This window comes from Erwinia sp. 009765445 (genome assembly GCF_058137865.1).
The window spans coordinates 68,920-86,436 of the sequence record NZ_JBYUWC010000002.1; the positions used below are offsets into that span (position 1 = coordinate 68,920).

Below are 17,517 nucleotides of genomic sequence, written 5' to 3' on the forward strand. Positions count from 1 at the left end.
CCCCTTTTTTACGTTAAAACCGGGGATCAGTCGTCTTCGTCGTCGTCCAGTTCCACAGGCGAGTTGAAGCCATCTGGCTTGATCGCCAGCAGATCGCAGCGCAGATGATCGATAACCTGTTCGGCGGTATTTCCCAGGAAAGCGGCTGACAGGCCGGTACGGCCAATCGTTCCTAATACCACCACACCGGCATCCAGGTGAGCGGCCAGATCCGGGATCACTTCCTCTGGCAGGCCTTTATCGACGTGGGTAAACTTCTCGTCGATGCTGAATTTCTGCCGCAGGGCCTTCATCGCCAGCAGATGCTGCCCACGGATTGCATCGTTGTACACGCTGGGATCGAAATCAGGCAGTTCGATAGCAATATTGATCGGGGTGATGGGATAGGCTCCCACCAGGTGCACTTCGGTATGATTAACCATCTCCGCCAGTTCCAGCGTCTCCTTCACCAGCTTGGTGTTGAGCGGGTCATGATGCGGTTCTTCACTGGCAAGGTTGACGGCCACTACTGCTTTACCACCTTCCGGCCACGGCTGATCTTTCACCATCCATACCGGGCAGGGACATTTGCGCAGCAGATGCCAGTCGGTTGGGGTGAAGACCACCGCCTGCAGACGGTCATGCTGGTGTGCCATTTTGATCACCAGATCGTAACGGCCATTCAGCACCTCCTGGATAATCGCCTCGTACGGGCGGTTATGCCAGATCACTTTGACATCAATATCCACGCCAGCCTCAAGATAGGCCCTGGCCTGCTCGCGGATCCATTCCGTGCGCTGGCTGACAACGCCTTTACGCATGTTGGTGCGTTCATCGGGCGACAACAGGGTGGTCATCTCATACGAGAAGTCGTAGATAGGAAGGAAGGCGGTGATCCGCCCGCCAAGTCGCTGATTCAGATAAACAGCACGGCGGAGCGCTGGCTGATCGTCCTGCTGAGGATCGATAGCCACGAGAATGTTTTGATACTTGGCCATAACGGGTTCTCCATACGCTGGGTAGGTTAAAGATAGCCCAATAGCGGCGAGTGCAGAAGGAAAAAGTTATAGTCGGATCAATATTATAACAAATAATAAGCAGGCTATTTACAGGCCAGGGATAAGCAAAACAGAAGCTGGCCGGGTCAGGAGGGTAACCCGGCCAGAGAGTCAGGCAATGGCGCGGCTCTGACCGGCAAGCTGCGACAGCTCGTCGTGATTCTCGATAGTGATATATTTGCCTTTTACTGCCAGCATGCCACTCTTCTGGAAGCGGCCAAGCAGGCGACTGATCGTTTCTACGGTCAGGCCAAGATAGTTACCGATGTCACCACGGGTCATGGTCAGGCGGAACTCGCGCTGCGAGAAACCACGCTCACCAAAGCGGCGTGACAGGCCATAAATAAAGGCTGCCAGGCGCTCTTCCGCATTTTTCTTCGACAGCAGCAGGATCATCTCCTGATCGCCTTTAATCTCGCCGCTCATCAGACGCATCATCTGCTGACGCAGGCTCGGCATCTTACCGGAGAGATCGTCCAGGGTTTCAAAAGGAATCTCACAGACCATTGCTGTCTCCAGCGCCTGTGAGAAGCTGGGATGCTGACCGGCGCTGATCGCATCAAAGCCCACCAGATCGCCCGCCAGATGGAAACCGGTAATCTGCTCATCACCCTGTTCGGTGATGGTATAACTTTTGATGGTCCCGGAGCGGATAGCGTACAGTGACTTCAGCTCGTCTCCCGCTTTGAACAGCGTCTGGCCTTTCTGGATCGGCTTTTTGCGTTCAATGATGTTATCCAGCTGATCGAGTTCGTGCTCGTTCAGCGTGAAGGGGATGCAAAGCTGGCTGATGCTGCAATCCTGACAGTGAATCGCACAACCGCCAGACTGAATACGTCTGCTGATAACACGCTTTTCAGGGATCATAGTTATAGGCTCGATTGATTATTGACTGAGGTCAATTTTATCATTTTTTAGTCACTAAAGGGAACTGATCAGAGCAGTTTTAGGCACATTAAAATCAGGGATGTCATCCTCAGTGACTTCCCGTTTAAAAATGTGCCTTATTCGGGCGTTAAAACTTATTCTGTGCCGTTGCAGCAGGCCGGTAATGATTTGTTTCTTTTTTGGTAACAGAGCGAGCAGGTTGTTCCACCTTTATGATTAGCGTCAAAATACCCGCAAAGAGATAGAGAGCAGTGTAAGTCCAGACCACCCCAACGATATCAAAAAAGGGCAAAACCAGTGAGGCAATCGCCGGGGCAAGGAAGTTACTCAGACCGGCAGAAAGGTTATAAATTGAAATTGCCGCGCCCTTATGTTTCGGCTCCAGTACCGGAAATACGGCGGTCATCGGCACAAACGCCGCGACGGTAATCCCCAGCATCACTGCCGGGATCATGGCCACCCAGAAGTTATGTCCGAAGGTGACGGGCAGATAATAAAACGCCAGGCTGGAAAGGGCGCAACCCAGGCAACCGAACCAGCGCACCTGACGGATCCAGCCAATATACTCCCCCAGCACTCCCCACATCACATTGGTGAAGATGGTGACAAAGAAGAACACCGCCCAGATTTGCAGCCATTCTGACATGCTGAAGCCAAGACGGCCGACAAACAGCATCGGCATCACCACTGCAAAGCCAAACAGTGACAATGTGTTGATTATGCGGATAAGACAGGCAAGAAAGATATTGCGGTTGGTAAACAGGATCGTCACCGCGCGTGAAAGCTCGGTGAATTTCTCGCGGGTGGTCAGGTTGGCTTTTTGACTCTCGCCGCCGACGTTGCGCAGCAGGACCATCGCCATCAACCCACCCACGACCACCCAGGCAATTGCAAACCACAGCGTTCCGGTTTCCCCCATCCACGGGATGGTAAAGCTGGGGAGATAGCTGCCGATACAGCCGATGCCAATGGAATACATTGCCCAGAACCAGCCCATCGCGGAGGAGAGCTGTTGCTTTGGCACGTTCTGTACCACCAGCATCACAAAAGAGTAGATAAACAGAGGATAAGCCAGACCGCGAATGCCGTAAAACAGCAGCATCAACGGATAGTTACGCATGCCCAGTCCCAGCGTCATAAACAGGATATGCATGACCACCCACAGCACAAAACCGATGCGCATGGCGCGTTGCGGGGTGATAATTTCAGCCACCACGCCGGAGCTCCAGGCTGCCAGCGCGGCCGCGGCACCGTAAAGGGTAAACACCATCGCGGACTGAGCGGGCGAAAATCCTAAATCGGTGATGTGCTTTGACAGGAAGGCCATTTCAAAGCCGTCCCCGCTCATAAATACGGCTATAGCGATATAGCCCCAGAGTAAAGACAGTGGGAGACCGAACCAGTTTTTTGCTGAATTCATGATAATTCCTCGTGGGATGCAGGGCCCGGACGGACATTGCGTCCGGGTCGGGGTTCAGAAGCCGGGTGCGCGAGCCTCGCGCTGTTGTTGGTATAGCAGGCGAAAATAGTCGAGCCGTTTTTGCAGGTACTTTTGACGCCCGGGATCGGGCAGATAACGTTTCAGTTCTTTCGGTTTGCGGCAGACTTCTGACTCGTCGCCACCGTCGGCCAGCCAGCCCAGCCTTGCTGCGCCCAGCGCGCCGCCCGCTTCGCCACCCGGATGAGTGACCACCGGCAGATTCAGCACGTCAGCAATCAGTTGTGCCCACCTCGGGCTGCGTGCGCCGCCACCAGTCAGCGAGCAGCTGGTCAGGGTGGTTCCCGCTTCCTGCAGCACCTTCAGCCCATCGGCCAGACCAAAAGTCACCCCTTCCAGAACGGCATAGGCCAGCGAGGCCCGCTGGGTGGAGAGCGTCAGGCCATGGAACGATCCGGTGGCCTGTGGATCGTTGTGCGGGGTGCGCTCTCCGGATAAATAGGGCAGGAAAACCGGCGCTCTGCGCTGGTCAGCGCCGCTCAGAGTGGCCACTTCCGACAACAATGTGGTTTCAGAAGCGCCGATCAGTTCACACAGCCAGCGCAGGCTGCTCGCCGCTGTCAGCATCACGCTCATCTGATGCCATCGGTCAGGCAGAGCATGGCAAAAAGCATGGACCGCCGAGGCAGGATTAGGGCGGAAGCGATCGTTCACTGCAAACAACACGCCGGAGGTGCCGAGAGAGATAAATGCATCTCCTGGATTAATTGCGCCAATTCCTGCTGCGCTGGCCGCATTATCACCGCCGCCTCCAGCAATGATCACCTCTTCGTTTAATCCCCACTGGCGGGCCAGCTCAGGGCGTAGTTTTCCGGCCGGTTCGGAACCTTCCACCAGGCGTGGCATATGGTCACGAGTCAGACCACAAGCCGCGAGCAGGCTGTCAGACCAGTCACGACGGCCGACGTCCAGCCACAGCGTTCCGGCGGCATCGGACATGTCGCTGAGTTTCTCACCGCTCATTTTCCAGCGCAGATAATCTTTTGGCAGCAGTATGCTGGCGGTCTGCTCAAAGATCTGCGGCTCATGACGGGCAACCCACAGCAGCTTCGGCGCGGTAAAGCCAGGCATCGCCAGGTTACCGGTTACGCTGTGCAAATCAGGAGCCAGTGCGGTAAGTTCAGCACATTCGGCCGCGCTGCGAGTGTCATTCCACAGGATGCAGGGCCGTAGCACCTGATTATCACGGTTGAGCAGAACGGCCCCATGCATCTGCCCGGAAAGACCAATCGCCCGGATTTGCGACCAGCGGTCACCCACTTTCTGACGTAATTCACTGACCGCCTGCTGAGTGGCCATCCACCATTCAGCCGGATCCTGTTCTGACCAGTGAGGATGCAGGCGCTGCACCGTAAGCTTTGCCCCGGCAGTGGCGACAATCTCTCCCTGACCATCAATCACCAGCGCTTTGATTTCTGAGGTTCCGGCATCGATTCCAAGATACATAGTCCGCTCCTTACTCACTGACCGGCTGCGGCTGCCTGGCCCAGGATTGCAGGCCGGAGACCGTTTCTGCCAGCAGGCTGGCGAACTCCGCACGTTTTGCCAGCGGCCCGAAAAGCGTTTCATCAGCCGCGAAACGGGCCAGCGCGTCTGGTTTGCTGAGCAGGGTGTGCAGCGCATCATCATTCAGTGCGCCATCCTGATACTCATAGGGCAGTTCGCCCTGATGCCAGCGCTGCAGGAAGAGAAAGAACAGCGCTGGCAACACAGTAGTGACCCTTGGTGTTTCATTGCGGGCATAACTTTCAACCAGAGTTGGGGTGATAAAGCCCGGAATTTTCGACAGGCCATCGGCAGCCACACGCTGATTGGTGTCGCGAATATAAGGATTGGCAAAGCGCGCCAGCACCACGTCGCGGTACTCTTGCAGATCCAGCGGGCTGGGCAGCAGAGAGGGGATCACATCCTGAGTGACGTATTCCCAGGCCATCTCCTTGATCTCCCGGGTGCGGGTGCTCTGATGGATATACGACTGGCCCACCAGCGTACCGGCCCAGGCAATGCAGCTGTGGCTGGCATTCAGGATGCGGATTTTGGCTTCTTCCCATGGCAGCACGGAACCGACCATCTCCACGCCGACGTTTTCCAGCGCCGGTCGTCCGGCAGCAAAATCGTCTTCAATCACCCACTGAATGAAGGCTTCGCCCATCACCGGGGCACTATCGCTGAAGCCGGTCTCTTTCAGCACGCGCGGGGCGATATCTGCGGTGGGACGTGGCGTGATGCGGTCAACCATAGTATTGGGTGATGTGGTGTGTTGCTCCACCCACTGCAACAGCGCTTCTCCACCCCGCAAGCTGAGGAATTTCAGGAAACCCGCCCGGAAGCGCTCGCCGTTATGTCGCAGGTTGTCGCAGTTCAGCAACGTCACCGGGTTACCGTGCGCTGCCATGCGGGCCAGTAAAATTCGCGTCAACGCACCATAAATAGTACGTGCTTCGCCTTTTAAGTCAGCCTGAATATCCGGATGGCGTGGATCCAGGCGGTGATCGTTATCCAGGTAATAGCCGCTTTCTGTCACCGTAAAGGCAATCACGCGGGTGGCCGCATCCGATCCCTGCTTGATCATGCCATTTAACTGGCTGTCCCACGGCACGATGGTTTTGATTGAGGTGATTTTCTCATACTCACGCTCACCCTCCGGAGTGACGGTTTCCAGCACGTACTCCCCGTTTTGAGCTGCAAGGGTTTTCAGCAGAGGTGAGGCATCCTCACGAATATTGCTCAGGGCGATGTGCCAGCGATGATCCCCCTGTTGCAGCAGGCGGTGCAGATACCAGGCCTGATGAGCACGATGAAAAGAACCCGCACCGATGTGCATCCAGATTGAGGCTGTAGCAGTCATAACACTCTCCTGTTTGTTTGGGCAATTGCTCTCTAAAGGGGCTTTTGCTTGATTGGGTAACAGCCTGCGGATTAAGCCGCCGTATGTCTGCGGGCGGGATCACAAAATTTGTAATTGCCCGACTGGTGGGCAATTATTCGGAGTAGGCTGGAAAAAACCTTACAGAGCCTTATGATGATCAAGCACGATAAGAAACTGGATCAGGCGGCCAGAGCGGCCTGGATGTATTACGTGGCGGGGGAAACTCAGCATGACATTGCCGATAAACTGGGCGTCTCCCGCCAGGTGGCGCAGCGTCTGATTGCGCTGGCGGCAGAGCAGGGGCTGGTCAGCGTCAACATTACCCACCCGGTGGCGGACTGCATGACGCTGGCACAGCAGCTGAAAGAGCGGTTTGATTTGCAGGTTTGTCAGGTGGTGCCGTCTTCTGGCGTCGAGGGCGACGGACTGCAGAAGATGATTGCGGTGGCCGGGGCCGAAGTCATGGCACAGACCCTGAAGCTCGATCAGGCGCAGATCGTTGCCGTTGGTTCAGGCCGGACGTTACGCGCCACTATTGATGAATTACCCGAGTTTGACAAGCCGCAGCACAGCTGCGTTTCCCTGATTGGTGCAATAGCCAGCGACGGTTCCTGTACCCGCTACGATGTTCCGCTGTGGATGGCGGAGAAAACTCAGGGGCGGTATTTCATTCTGCCTGCGCCGCTGTATGCCGACAGCGCCGAAGACCGCGATCTGTGGTGCAATCATCGCATTTATCGAACGGTGACGGAGAAATCGGAGCAGGCTGACGTACTGTTTGTCGGTATCGGTCAGGTCAATGCAGGATGCCCGTTGAATGCGGACGGTTTTATCAGCGATCGCCAGGTGGCCACGCTGGAATCACAGGGAGTGGCTGCGGAGATCGTCGGGCATTTTATTGGCCAGAATGGGGAAAGGCTGAACAGCGAACTGGATGAGCGGCTGACCAGCGTGCGGCTGACCGCCCACAGCGGGCGCAATATTATCGCTTTTGCCGGTGGCAGTGATAAACATCAGGCGATTGCCGCCGTGCTGAAAGGTCGCTGGGTCAGGGGGCTGATCACCGATGAAGAGAGCGCCCGTTTCGCTCTTGAGCTGCTGTGTTGAGATCTCAATTCAGAAGAGTTTTGCTAAACTAGCCCGGTGGGTCTGAAAATCCACGCCATCATTTTTTGTTGCCACCGGGGATCCACATGATGAGCCTTGATGATAAAGATCTGTTCAAAGACGCGATGGAAGACGTCACGCCGCTGAAAGATTGCGCCAATATTCTCTGGTTGAAATCCCCCTCGACCAAATCTCCCCGCCAGACGCAGGAGGATCAGCAGCTCGACAATCCACTGGTCAGCGGCTTCCTTACTGTAGTCCCGCTGGAAACCCCGCTGGAATACAAAGCCGAGGGCATTCAGCAGGGCGTGCTGGATAAGCTGCGGCTTGGCAAGTATTCGCTGGATGCCAGCCTGAATCTGCTGCGTCAGCCGGTAGAGATCTGCCGTCAGTCACTTTACAGTTTTATGCTGGCTGCGCAGCACGAAAACTTTCGCAATCTGCTGATTATTCACGGTAAAGGCCGGAATGATGACTCTCATGCCAATATCGTGCGCAGCTACGTTTTCCGCTGGCTGCAGCAGTTTGAAGAAGTGCAGGCGTTCTGCAGCGCACAGCCACAGCATGGTGGCAGCGGGGCCTGTTATGTGGGGCTGAGGAAAAGTGAGCAGGCAAGGCTTGATAATCGCGAACGACACGCCAAACGCAGCCGTTAAGAGGCGTAGAAAGCTTAACTCTGGCGCTGCCGTTTACCAGCGGCTAGCCAGAATGAGACTTACGAATAGTCGCCATCAGTACTTCAGCATTCAGGCTCAGTGACGCGCCAGTGCGGGTAATAATCCCCACCGGTTCACCCGGCCCGTGGGAGGCTATTGGCAGGGCCGCCAGCGACTGGTGCAGCAAATCGTCTTTGATGGCACCGGAAGGAACAAACCAAACATAATTATAGCGCAGGGCCAGCTGTCGGGCGAGAGAAGTGGCCGAAGTCTCAACCAGCGAGGCGGGGAGCTGACAGCCTTGTTCCTTAATCATTATATCCGCAATCCGGCGTGGAGCAGTGCCTTCCGGTGAAATGACCACCGGCCAGGTGAGGGCACGTGACAATGTGACATTGTCACTTAACAGGGGGTGATCCGGACGCACCACCAGTTGCAAAGATTCCAGGAACAGCAGCTCATAAGTCAGCCCGGTCATCATTTCCGGATCTGCCATGCGGCCAATCCCGACATCGAACTCACCGGCTCTTAACCCGGCCAGCAGCACATTATTGTGCAGCGTGGCGACCTGAACCAGCGTCTGTGGCTGCTGCTGATGAAAACGCTCAAGAATGGAGGGCAGCATGCCCAGCGCCACGGTAGTCAGCACGCCAACCCGCAGAGTGGCAGGCTCATGCTGCAGGACGGGACTGAAGGACTGACCGGCATGATTTAGCGCATCCAGAATGCGCACCGCATGGGTCAGGAACTGCTCGCCCATGGTGGTCAGCTGTGCACCCAGTCGCCCGCGCTCAAACAGCCTGGCTCCCGCCAGCTCTTCAAGTTCGTTCAGGGTTTTCGACAGCGCAGGCTGGCTGAGAGAAAGCGTCTCGGCGGCGCGACCCAGCGTGCCCTGCTGAGCCACGGCAACAAAAGTATGTAAATGGCGCAAGCGAATGCGCTGATTAAACAGGTAATTTTTGTCCATAACCCAGCGTAGCCAGCGGTGATATTGACAGGCAAGCCTGTGACGAGATATTTGTTAACCTTATTGCAAAATTTAGTTAACATTTTCCGCTTCTGCACGCTTTTCCATCACTTTCTTTATTATCTGCCCATCGTCGCCATCAGTTTCGCTGATGAAATTTTCTCATTGTCCCCATGTTCAGGGATTTCCCACCGCCGCGGAGTGTAATTTAACAGGTGAAGCGGATAACAATCCGTTATTATAGCCGACACATTTTTTCAGGAACTACGCCAGCCGGCCATCGCGCGCTGGCACATGGAGCGCTATCGTGGAAAGTACCGCTGCGACAGATGTGCGAGCCCTGATTAACGAGGGCTGCATCAGTCGCTATCAGCAACGGATTATCGTCCTCTGTTTTGCCGTGGTGGCAATGGACGGCATGGACATCGCCCTGATGGGCTTTATTGCCCCGGCACTGAAAACCGCCTGGGGCGTCACCACCCATCAGTTGGGTGCGGTAATAAGCGCTGCCCTTATTGGCCTGGCGCTGGGCGCGATGTTTGCCGGGCCGCTGGCTGACCGCTTTGGTCGCCGGGTGATCATCATCAGCAGCGTGTTCTTCTTTGGCCTGTGGACGCTGGCTACCGCCTTCTCGCAAAACATCGATCAGATGATGTTGTTCCGCTTTCTCACCGGGCTGGGACTGGGTGCGGCGATGCCTAACGTCGGCACGCTGGTGGCGGAATACTCTCCGGAACGTAAACGCGCCTTTATCATTACCGTGGTGTTCTGCGGCTTTACCTTCGGGGCTGCCGGAGGGGGGGTTGCCGCCTCATGGCTTATCCCTGATTATGGCTGGCATGCGGTGCTGGTGGTCGGTGGTTTACTGCCGCTGATGATCGTGCCGGTGCTGCTTTCATGGCTTCCTGAGTCGGTGCGATTCCTGCTGTCCCGCAACGCGCCGGTTGGACAGATCCGCCGCATTGTGGAGAAAATGGCACCAGGCCGGGTGCATCATGACAGTCACTTCGCAATGGTGGAGCACGCGCACCTTCACGGCGCGGTTCGCCTGGTCACCAGCCGTCCTTACCTGCTGGGCAGCTCGCTGCTGTGGGGCGGTTATTTTATGGGGCTGTTCCTGGTATATCTGATAGGGAGCTGGCTGCCGTCGCTGGTCAAAGATATGGGCATGACCGTGACCCAGGCTGCGCTGGTGACGGCGATGTACCAGGCTGGCGGCACGGTGGGGTCGTTGTTCACGGGTTGGATGATGGACCGCTTCAATGCCAACCTGGCGCTGGCGGCGATTTACTTTGTCGGCGCGATTGCCACCGTGGCAATTGGCTATGCGCCTGCTCACACGCTGGTTCTCAGCCTTGTAGCTTTCTGTAGTGGTTTCTGCCTGAACGGGGCCAACACCGGAATGAACGCCCTGTCGGCCAGCTATTATCCCACCCATGCCAGGGCGACAGGCTCCAGCTGGATGCACGGCGTGGGGCGAATGGGGGCGATCCTCAGTGCCTTCGCCGGGGCGCAGATGCTGTCGATGGGCTGGACGATCACCGACGTGTTCAGCAGCCTGGCGATCCCGGCGGTGCTGACCTCGCTGATGCTGCTGGCAAAATATCGTTACGGCTATCGTCGTGACGGAGTGTAATATAATAAGCCCTTTCGGTGCCGGATCACAGTTTGCTAATTATTCTCCCGGGCGGCCTGGGAGTCCAGTAATCTGACAACATATTCGTAACAGAAAGGTCAGATGATGGCAGATTCATGGGTAACAGCAGACAGTATCCGCGCCGGGTTCGCCAGCGCGATGTCGGCAATGTATCAGCAGGAAGTGCCTCAATATGGGACGCTGCTGGAGTTGGTGGCACAGGTTAACGAAGAAGTGCTGGAACAGAACCCCATGCTGAGAAAACAGCTGGCAGATGCCGGTGAACTTTCCCGGCTGAGCGTGGAACGGCATGGCGCTATCCGCGTGGGTACGGCGGCGGAGCTGTCGATGCTGCGACAGTTGTTCGCCATCATGGGGATGTTCCCGGTTGGCTATTACGATCTCTCTCAGGCTGGTGTCCCCGTACACTCAACGGCCTTTCGCCCTAAGGACGATAACGCATTAAACAACAATCCCTTCCGTCTGTTTACCTCGCTGCTCCGGCTGGAGCTGATAGACGATCCGTCGCTGCGTCAGCAGGCGGCAGAGATCCTCGCCGCCCGCGACATTTTCACTCCGCGCTGCCGTGAACTGATCGCTATCCATCAGCAGCAGGGTGGGTTTAAAGCTGCAGAGGCCGAAGAATTTATTGCGGAGGCGCTGGAAACGTTCCGCTGGCATCAGCAAACCACCGTCGACAGTGCAACGTGGCAGGCGCTGCAACAGCAACACCGGCTGATCGCCGACGTGGTCTGCTTCCCCGGCTGCCATATCAATCACCTGACACCGCGCACGCTGGATATCGACCGCGTGCAGGAACTGATGCCGCAGGCTGGTATTATTCCTAAAGACATTATTGAAGGGCCGCCGCGCCGCAGTGTCCCGTTGCTACTGCGCCAGACCAGCTTCAAAGCGCTGGAGGAGCCGGTGCGTTTCCTCGACCAGCAGCAGGGTACGCACACCGCAAGATTCGGTGAAATTGAGCAGCGTGGCATCGCGCTGACCGCGAAAGGTCGAGCGTTGTATGACCGGCTGTTGCAGGCAAGCTCTCAGGGAACGGATAACGCTGGACATCAGCAGCAGCTTGCTGAGGTGTTCCGGCCTTTCCCGGATGACGAAATGAGTTTACGGCAGCAGCAGCTGGCCTGGTTTAGCTGGACTCTGACCGAAGAGGGAAAAGCCAATCCACAGCTTATTGCTGAACAACAGGATGTGGAAAAGCTGATTGAGCAGGGGTTGATCAGGGCGACGCCGATGATCTATGAGGATTTTCTGCCGGTCAGCGCTGCCGGGATTTTTCAGTCAAATCTGGGCAGTGAAGCGAAAAAGATGTCACAGGGTAATGCCAGTCAGCAGGCTTTTGAGCAGGCTCTGGGTGTGCAGGTCGAAGATGAAATTGCGTTATATGCCCGGCGTCAAACAGCCAGTCTGCAACGCTGCGGGATAGAATGAAGCAAAAGGGGCGAACCAGCGCCCCTGTTCTGAGTTATTGTAGGCTGGTGTTGCGAATTAAGCAGTATCTGCCTGCGCCAAGCAGCATTACGGCGAATGCGCCGAAGAAATAGAACGCTTCACCTTCCAGCGCCCAGGCACCCACGCCAGTGCGGTGCCACACAGCGCCCGTTTTCACCAGCAGCGTTGCCACCACCAGATTCACCGCGATGATAAAGGCTGCCGGACGGGTCATCAGTCCGATAATCAGCATAATCGGGGCGACGACTTCACCCACGTAGGTGCCATAAGCCACAAAAGCAGGGATACCGTGCGCTTTCAGAATGGAGGCGATCCAGCCCACGCCGTGCACTATTTTAAATTCACCATGAAACAGCAGCAGCGCACCGAGAGAGAGGCGAAGCACCAGTTTGCCAAAGTCAGGATGATCGCCGAGGCGGGAAAATCCGCTGTTGATAGCTGCAAACATGTTGGTTCCTTATTTTGAAATTTGAGCCACAGTTAAGCTTAAAGCTGCTGAAAACTCAATTTTCATCAGTATCCTGAGTCGCGTCTGCAATTTTATCCCGCGCAGTAAAGAGTGCGACCGTACCCTGTAAACTGACACCCGCCGCCTCGTGGAAATGCTGATGCAGCATGGTTTTCAGTTCGGACAACGAATCCCGACCGTTACTTAAAATGCCTTTCCTGTTACAGACCGTCATCAATTTGCGGCCAAACACATTGTGGCTGACGCCGCTGCCGACAATGGTTGTGCAGGCAATTCATGAGACGGGAGGGACCAATACGTCTGGCGGCTGAGGTCAGACTGGCGGAATTCAAACCCAGTAGCGTCACGTTCTGCAGATATGGCTGCAATTTTTCGAGGTAGTAACCGGTGCCCACGCCAACATCCAGATGGTTTTCTCCCAGATGACGCCGGAAATGTGGAAGGAGCATCCCATCAGTCTGACAGCGCCAGGCAAAACTGTTGGAGAGGTGAGCACCCACCAGTCATAGAGTCTCAATGTGAGCGGTGTATAGACCTTCGCTCCTTTGGTGCTGTTGATTTGCATATTGTGTCCTTACCTGAATATTCCGGTATTTATTATGGATATAAGTTAATGATTTCATGGAGTGATTACTATCAGTCCGGACGGACATCGGGTTTCTCTCCAGGCATAATCTGCAAATGCTCACAGCGGTTGGACTTTGGCCTGGCGACTGCAAATAATGATTAGCAGGCTAGCTTTGGACGGACCAATGAAAAACGACCAGATGTTAAAAATACGCACGGCGGAAGGACTGCTGCGCGGCAACCTTGAGCAGGGAGTTTTTGTCTTCAGAGGGATCCCCTATGCCGCGCCGCCTACCGGTCATTTACGCTGGCGGGCGCCCAAACCGGTACAGCCGTGGGAAGGGGAGCGCGATGCCACCCTTTGGGGCAATGCCAGTTGGCAAAGCCGGGAATATTGCATGGCTGTTGGAGGAGGCGACCCGGGAGTGTTTAGTGAGGACTGCCTGTACCTGAACGTCTGGACGCCGGAAGTGGATCCTTCCCGGCCACTGCCGGTAATGGTGTGGATCCACGGTGGCGGCTTTGCCATCGGCGCGGGCGGGCTGGCTCCCTACGTCGGCTTGCCGCTGGCTTCGCGCGGCGTGGTGATCGTCACGCTGAATTATCGTCTTGGACACATGGGTTTTTTTGCTCATCCTGCGCTGGATAAAGAGTATCAAGACGGCGAGGTGGTTAACAATTTTGCGCTGCTGGATCAGATGGCCGCTCTGCAGTGGGTACAGCGCAATATTTCCTCTTTTGGCGGCGACAGCCGCAACGTCACTATTTTTGGCGAATCTTCCGGCGCCCGCAGCGTGCTGTCGCTGTTTGCCTCGCCGCTCTCAGCAGGCCTGTTTCATAAAGGAATCGCCCAGAGCGCCTATACATTGCCTGATATCTCGCGCGAAACTGCACTGGAAACCGGAACAAAACTGGCAAAGCATTTCAACCTGGAGAATGCCACCGCTGAACAGCTACGGGCGTTGCCTGCGGACGCTTTCTGGCCGCTTGATCGCTCGCTGGCTAATGGCCCGGTGGCGATCTCCGGCGATAACGTTCTGCCTGAACCGATGCTAAGCGTGTTTAATCATGTCAGGCAGCACAAGCTGCCGCTGATGATTGGCAGCAACAGCGATGAGGCCAGCGTGCTCAGCTACTTTGGCGTCGACCCGGCGAAGGTGATTGAACAGGTCCGTCAGACGCAGCATATCGGCCTGCGGCTGAAGCTGATCCGCATGCTGTATGACGGCGTCTGGGATGACAGCGAGCTGGGGCGTCAGGTAGCCAGAGACATGACTTTTACCACCATGGGCTATGTGGCAGCGCTTTCTCAGCACCGCAACGGGGTGCCAGCATGGCGCTATTATTTTGACTACGTCTCAGAGAATGCCCGTGACCTTTACCCTAACGGAACCTGGCACGGCAACGAGATCCCTTACACGCTGAATACGCTTGATGCGCTGACAACACAGATGGCCGATCGTCCCTTTACCGAAAATGACCGCGCTTTTGCCCGTAAAGTCAGCGAGTACTGGCTGAATTTTGCCCGCGATGCTTCAGTGTTTTCCCACCAGTTGAAGGGGGAAATAATGTGGCCAGCCTGGCAACCCTATGCCGATAATGTGATGCGCTTTGGCGAAAAGGGGGAAGCAGCACTGAAACTGGAAAAACGGTTTATGCGGCGGCGTACTCAGTTATTCCGCTTGCTGATGAAAAAGATGGTGCGCCTGAGAAAGTAGTTTCTCAACAAAATAGTCCCTTCAATAAACTTTTTTGGCATGGTTTTTAAGGAAAATATCAGTCGCGGCAAGCACTTATCTGAATAATGGTGTTTGTAAGGGTATGAATCACAACAATTAATTACTCCAGTGTTGCGAAATGGTGCCGATAAACCGTGTTAAGCGTCCATTTATCAGGACGAGCTGACCCGGTTTATACCGTTACGGAGTAGTTATGAATGCGTTAAAAAACTTTACCATCCGCAGCGTGATGCTCTGGATCCTCGGGCTGTTTTGCCTGTTGTGGTCCGCCGTTGGCATGTACAGCGTCTACTCCCTGACGTCTCTGGGGAAAGGCAATGAGGTTGACCGTGAACTGGTTAACCAGACCAACACCCTCAGTAAGGGCAACGATCAGTACTTCCGGTTTATCACCCGCCTGAGCCGTGCAGTGGAGTCACGTCAGGCTGGCAGCGCCACGGCAGCAGCTGATATGGCTGCCGTGCAGAAGGCGCTGGATAATATGGCGAAACAGCTGGCGGATTTCAAAACTGAAGCGCCTGGCCCCCTTGATGCGAGTTATTCCGCCGCAGTGATTGCCAGCTGGCAGAAGCTGCTGGATGAAGGTGTCCTGCCGCAGATGCGCCTGGCCCAGCAGCCGCTGCTGGATGATTTCAAACGCCATGCAGCTAACGTCACACCGCCGCTGAGCCGCGATTTTGGTGCCAGCGTGGACAAATTCAATGCGGCAGCGAGCAGCAAGCTCGACGTCACCCGCGTCACGGTTGATCATCTGACTAACGTCACTAAAACGGTCATCGTGATGGCAGTGATTGCCGGGCTGATGATCCTGCTGTTTACCGACCGTTATCTGGTGAAAATGCTGGTGCGTCCGCTGGATGGTATGCGCGAGCACTTCCGCATGATTGCCGACGGCGATTTAAGCCAGCCTCTGGAAGACATCGGCCGTAACTGCGTCGGTAAGCTGGTGCCGCTGCTGCGGGTGATGCAGGACAGCCTGCGTGAAGCCGTAACCGCAATTCGCAACGGGACCGACAATATCTACCGTGGCGCCGCTGAGATCTCCTCCGGTAATAACGACCTCTCGTCCCGTACGGAAGAGCAGGCGGCCGCGCTGGAGCAAACGGCGGGGAGTATGGAACAGCTCACCGCGACGGTGAAACTCAATGCAGAGAATGCCGCCCACGCCAGCAAGCTGGCAGAAACTGCCTCGGTAACGGCCGGTAAAGGCGGCAAACTGGTCGGTGACGTAGTGACCACCATGCAGGGCATCTCCGGCAGTTCGAAAAAAATTGCCGAGATCACCAGCGTGATCAACAGCATCGCTTTCCAGACCAATATCCTCGCACTGAACGCTGCGGTTGAAGCGGCCAGAGCCGGTGAACAGGGCCGTGGCTTTGCCGTGGTTGCCAGCGAAGTACGCAACCTGGCACAACGCAGCGCCAACGCGGCAAAAGAGATTGAAATGCTGATTACCGATTCCGTCAGTCGGGTAGATAACGGTTCCCGCCTGGTCGGGGAAGCGGGCAGCACCATGGATGAAATCCTCAGGGCCGTTGGCGAAGTGACGGAGATTATGAAGCAGATTGCCTTAGCCTCTGACGAGCAGAGCAAGGGCATCTCTCAGGTGGGCACGGCAATCACTGAAATGGACAGTGTCACCCAGCAGAACGCCTCTCTGGTGGAGGAAGTCTCAACGGCGGCCAGTGCGCTGGAACGTCAGACGGAAGAGCTGACACTGTCGGTCTCAAAATTCCGCCTGGCCCCGGAAACCACGCAGGTGAAAAAACCGGCCCCGTACCTCAGATCGGCAGGTATCGCTCGTCCGGTAGCCGCAAAAACCGCAACCTCTTCTGCTGACGAGTGGGTCTCTTTCTGACTGTCATTATTTATCCCGCCACCGGCTGTTGATAGCGGTGGCGTTTTTATTTCCCTTCGTTATCCCTTCTTTCCTCACATGTAAACCCTCAGGAATATACCAAGTCCCTTTAAGATGATTCTTATTAATTTTTTATCGATAAAATTCATCAGGTTATCATTTTTCACGCGATGGATGTTATTTTCAGAAAAAGGCCAGTTTGCAGTTTATCTTCGAGTCATTGCGTTTTTATTTTGATAAAAGTCAAAAATGGCGACTCATTCCAGGGATGGCTGTTGCAATAAGGTTTTAAAGTCAGAATGAAAGATTTTTCTCTTAAAGTTCATACGATTGATCTTTATAATGATAGTCTTGCTGGCGCTTTTTCAAGACTGCCTTTCGATAACTGTTCACTAAATAATTACATTTGATACATGGATGATAAGGATGTAATTAATGTGAATAACCGTCAATGCCAATAAGGGCGATTGTCGATTTGTTAATTAACCCTGTGTTAGACTTATCTCCGTTTTCAGAAAGCAATATAAATAATCGGCCCTAAATATTTAATTTAAATAAACCACAACAGGCCTGCTCATCCCGGCTGATGATTTCGGCTGCCTGTTATTTATTCAGAGTGCGGAAATGAACAAGATATTTAAAGTTATCTGGCATGCCAGGATGCAAATGTATGTCGTGGTTTCAGAACTTGCCAGGGGGCTTTGTCATGGCTCACAGGCGGCAGTAAAAGCAGTAAAAGCAGAAAAAAAGACC

The 17,517-nt window shown here is 55.1% G+C and carries 13 protein-coding genes and 2 pseudogenes; 7 read left to right on the forward strand and 8 right to left on the reverse strand.

The window, feature by feature from the left end:
- Positions 1 to 26: 26 nt before the first annotated feature.
- The 5 genes from uspE to dalD all read right to left on the reverse strand — a co-directional run bounded on the left by uspE (position 27) and on the right by dalD (position 6,271).
- Positions 27 to 977, reverse strand: a complete 951-nt coding sequence (gene uspE / locus AC3Y5R_RS02365; protein ID WP_158781528.1) for a universal stress protein UspE — start codon at positions 975 to 977, stop codon at positions 27 to 29.
- A gap of 171 nt (positions 978 to 1,148) precedes the next feature.
- Positions 1,149 to 1,904, reverse strand: a complete 756-nt coding sequence (fnr, locus tag AC3Y5R_RS02370) for a fumarate/nitrate reduction transcriptional regulator Fnr (RefSeq protein ID WP_158781527.1) — start codon at positions 1,902 to 1,904, stop codon at positions 1,149 to 1,151.
- A gap of 148 nt (positions 1,905 to 2,052) precedes the next feature.
- A complete protein-coding gene (locus tag AC3Y5R_RS02375; RefSeq protein ID WP_489919981.1) occupies positions 2,053 to 3,345 on the reverse strand; it encodes an MFS transporter in 1,293 nt (430 codons plus the stop codon).
- Positions 3,346 to 3,399: 54 nt separating this feature from the next.
- Complete coding sequence (gene xylB / locus AC3Y5R_RS02380; protein ID WP_489919982.1) at positions 3,400 to 4,869, reverse strand: xylulokinase; 1,470 nt, start codon at positions 4,867 to 4,869, stop codon at positions 3,400 to 3,402.
- 10 nt (positions 4,870 to 4,879) lie between these two features.
- A complete protein-coding gene (gene dalD, locus AC3Y5R_RS02385; protein ID WP_489919983.1) occupies positions 4,880 to 6,271 on the reverse strand; it encodes a D-arabinitol 4-dehydrogenase in 1,392 nt (463 codons plus the stop codon).
- 174 nt (positions 6,272 to 6,445) lie between these two features.
- On the opposite strand from dalD, the gene AC3Y5R_RS02390 reads away from it, so the two are divergent.
- Positions 6,446 to 7,399 (forward strand): sugar-binding transcriptional regulator, encoded by a 954-nt coding sequence (locus AC3Y5R_RS02390; RefSeq protein ID WP_158785223.1) that lies wholly within the window; start codon positions 6,446 to 6,448, stop codon positions 7,397 to 7,399.
- Positions 7,400 to 7,488: 89 nt separating this feature from the next.
- Entirely contained in the window at positions 7,489 to 8,055 is a 567-nt protein-coding gene (gene smrA, locus AC3Y5R_RS02395) for a DNA endonuclease SmrA (RefSeq protein WP_489920158.1), read from the forward strand.
- Positions 8,056 to 8,098: 43 nt separating this feature from the next.
- Here the strand turns inward: smrA and AC3Y5R_RS02400 are convergent, their stop codons facing one another.
- Complete coding sequence (locus tag AC3Y5R_RS02400; protein ID WP_489919984.1) at positions 8,099 to 9,022, reverse strand: LysR substrate-binding domain-containing protein; 924 nt, start codon at positions 9,020 to 9,022, stop codon at positions 8,099 to 8,101.
- A gap of 307 nt (positions 9,023 to 9,329) precedes the next feature.
- On the opposite strand from AC3Y5R_RS02400, the gene AC3Y5R_RS02405 reads away from it, so the two are divergent.
- Both AC3Y5R_RS02405 and hglS read left to right on the forward strand, forming a co-directional pair.
- The gene (locus AC3Y5R_RS02405; RefSeq protein ID WP_489919985.1) at positions 9,330 to 10,658 is read left to right on the forward strand and encodes an MFS transporter; all 1,329 of its coding nucleotides are present in this window, start codon (positions 9,330 to 9,332) and stop codon (positions 10,656 to 10,658) included.
- A gap of 105 nt (positions 10,659 to 10,763) precedes the next feature.
- Entirely contained in the window at positions 10,764 to 12,110 is a 1,347-nt protein-coding gene (gene hglS, locus AC3Y5R_RS02410; RefSeq protein ID WP_489920159.1) for a 2-oxoadipate dioxygenase/decarboxylase HglS, read from the forward strand.
- Between the two features lie 34 nt (positions 12,111 to 12,144).
- Here hglS and AC3Y5R_RS02415 read toward each other — a convergent pair whose 3' ends face one another.
- Together AC3Y5R_RS02415 and AC3Y5R_RS02420 are read right to left on the reverse strand one after the other, a co-directional pair.
- The gene (locus tag AC3Y5R_RS02415; protein ID WP_489919986.1) at positions 12,145 to 12,579 is read right to left on the reverse strand and encodes a DoxX family protein; all 435 of its coding nucleotides are present in this window, start codon (positions 12,577 to 12,579) and stop codon (positions 12,145 to 12,147) included.
- A 55-nt stretch (positions 12,580 to 12,634) separates the two neighbouring features.
- Positions 12,635 to 13,165, reverse strand: a pseudogene (locus AC3Y5R_RS02420) (SAM-dependent methyltransferase).
- Positions 13,166 to 13,352: 187 nt separating this feature from the next.
- Here AC3Y5R_RS02420 and AC3Y5R_RS02425 point away from each other — a divergent pair.
- The 3 genes and pseudogenes from AC3Y5R_RS02425 to AC3Y5R_RS02435 form a co-directional block, all read left to right on the forward strand.
- Complete coding sequence (locus AC3Y5R_RS02425; RefSeq protein ID WP_489919987.1) at positions 13,353 to 14,885, forward strand: carboxylesterase/lipase family protein; 1,533 nt, start codon at positions 13,353 to 13,355, stop codon at positions 14,883 to 14,885.
- Positions 14,886 to 15,099: 214 nt separating this feature from the next.
- Entirely contained in the window at positions 15,100 to 16,764 is a 1,665-nt protein-coding gene (locus AC3Y5R_RS02430) for a methyl-accepting chemotaxis protein (RefSeq protein WP_489919988.1), read from the forward strand.
- A 624-nt stretch (positions 16,765 to 17,388) separates the two neighbouring features.
- Positions 17,389 to 17,487: pseudogene (locus AC3Y5R_RS02435) on the forward strand (ESPR domain-containing protein); the annotation flags it as partial.
- Positions 17,488 to 17,517 lie beyond the last annotated feature (30 nt).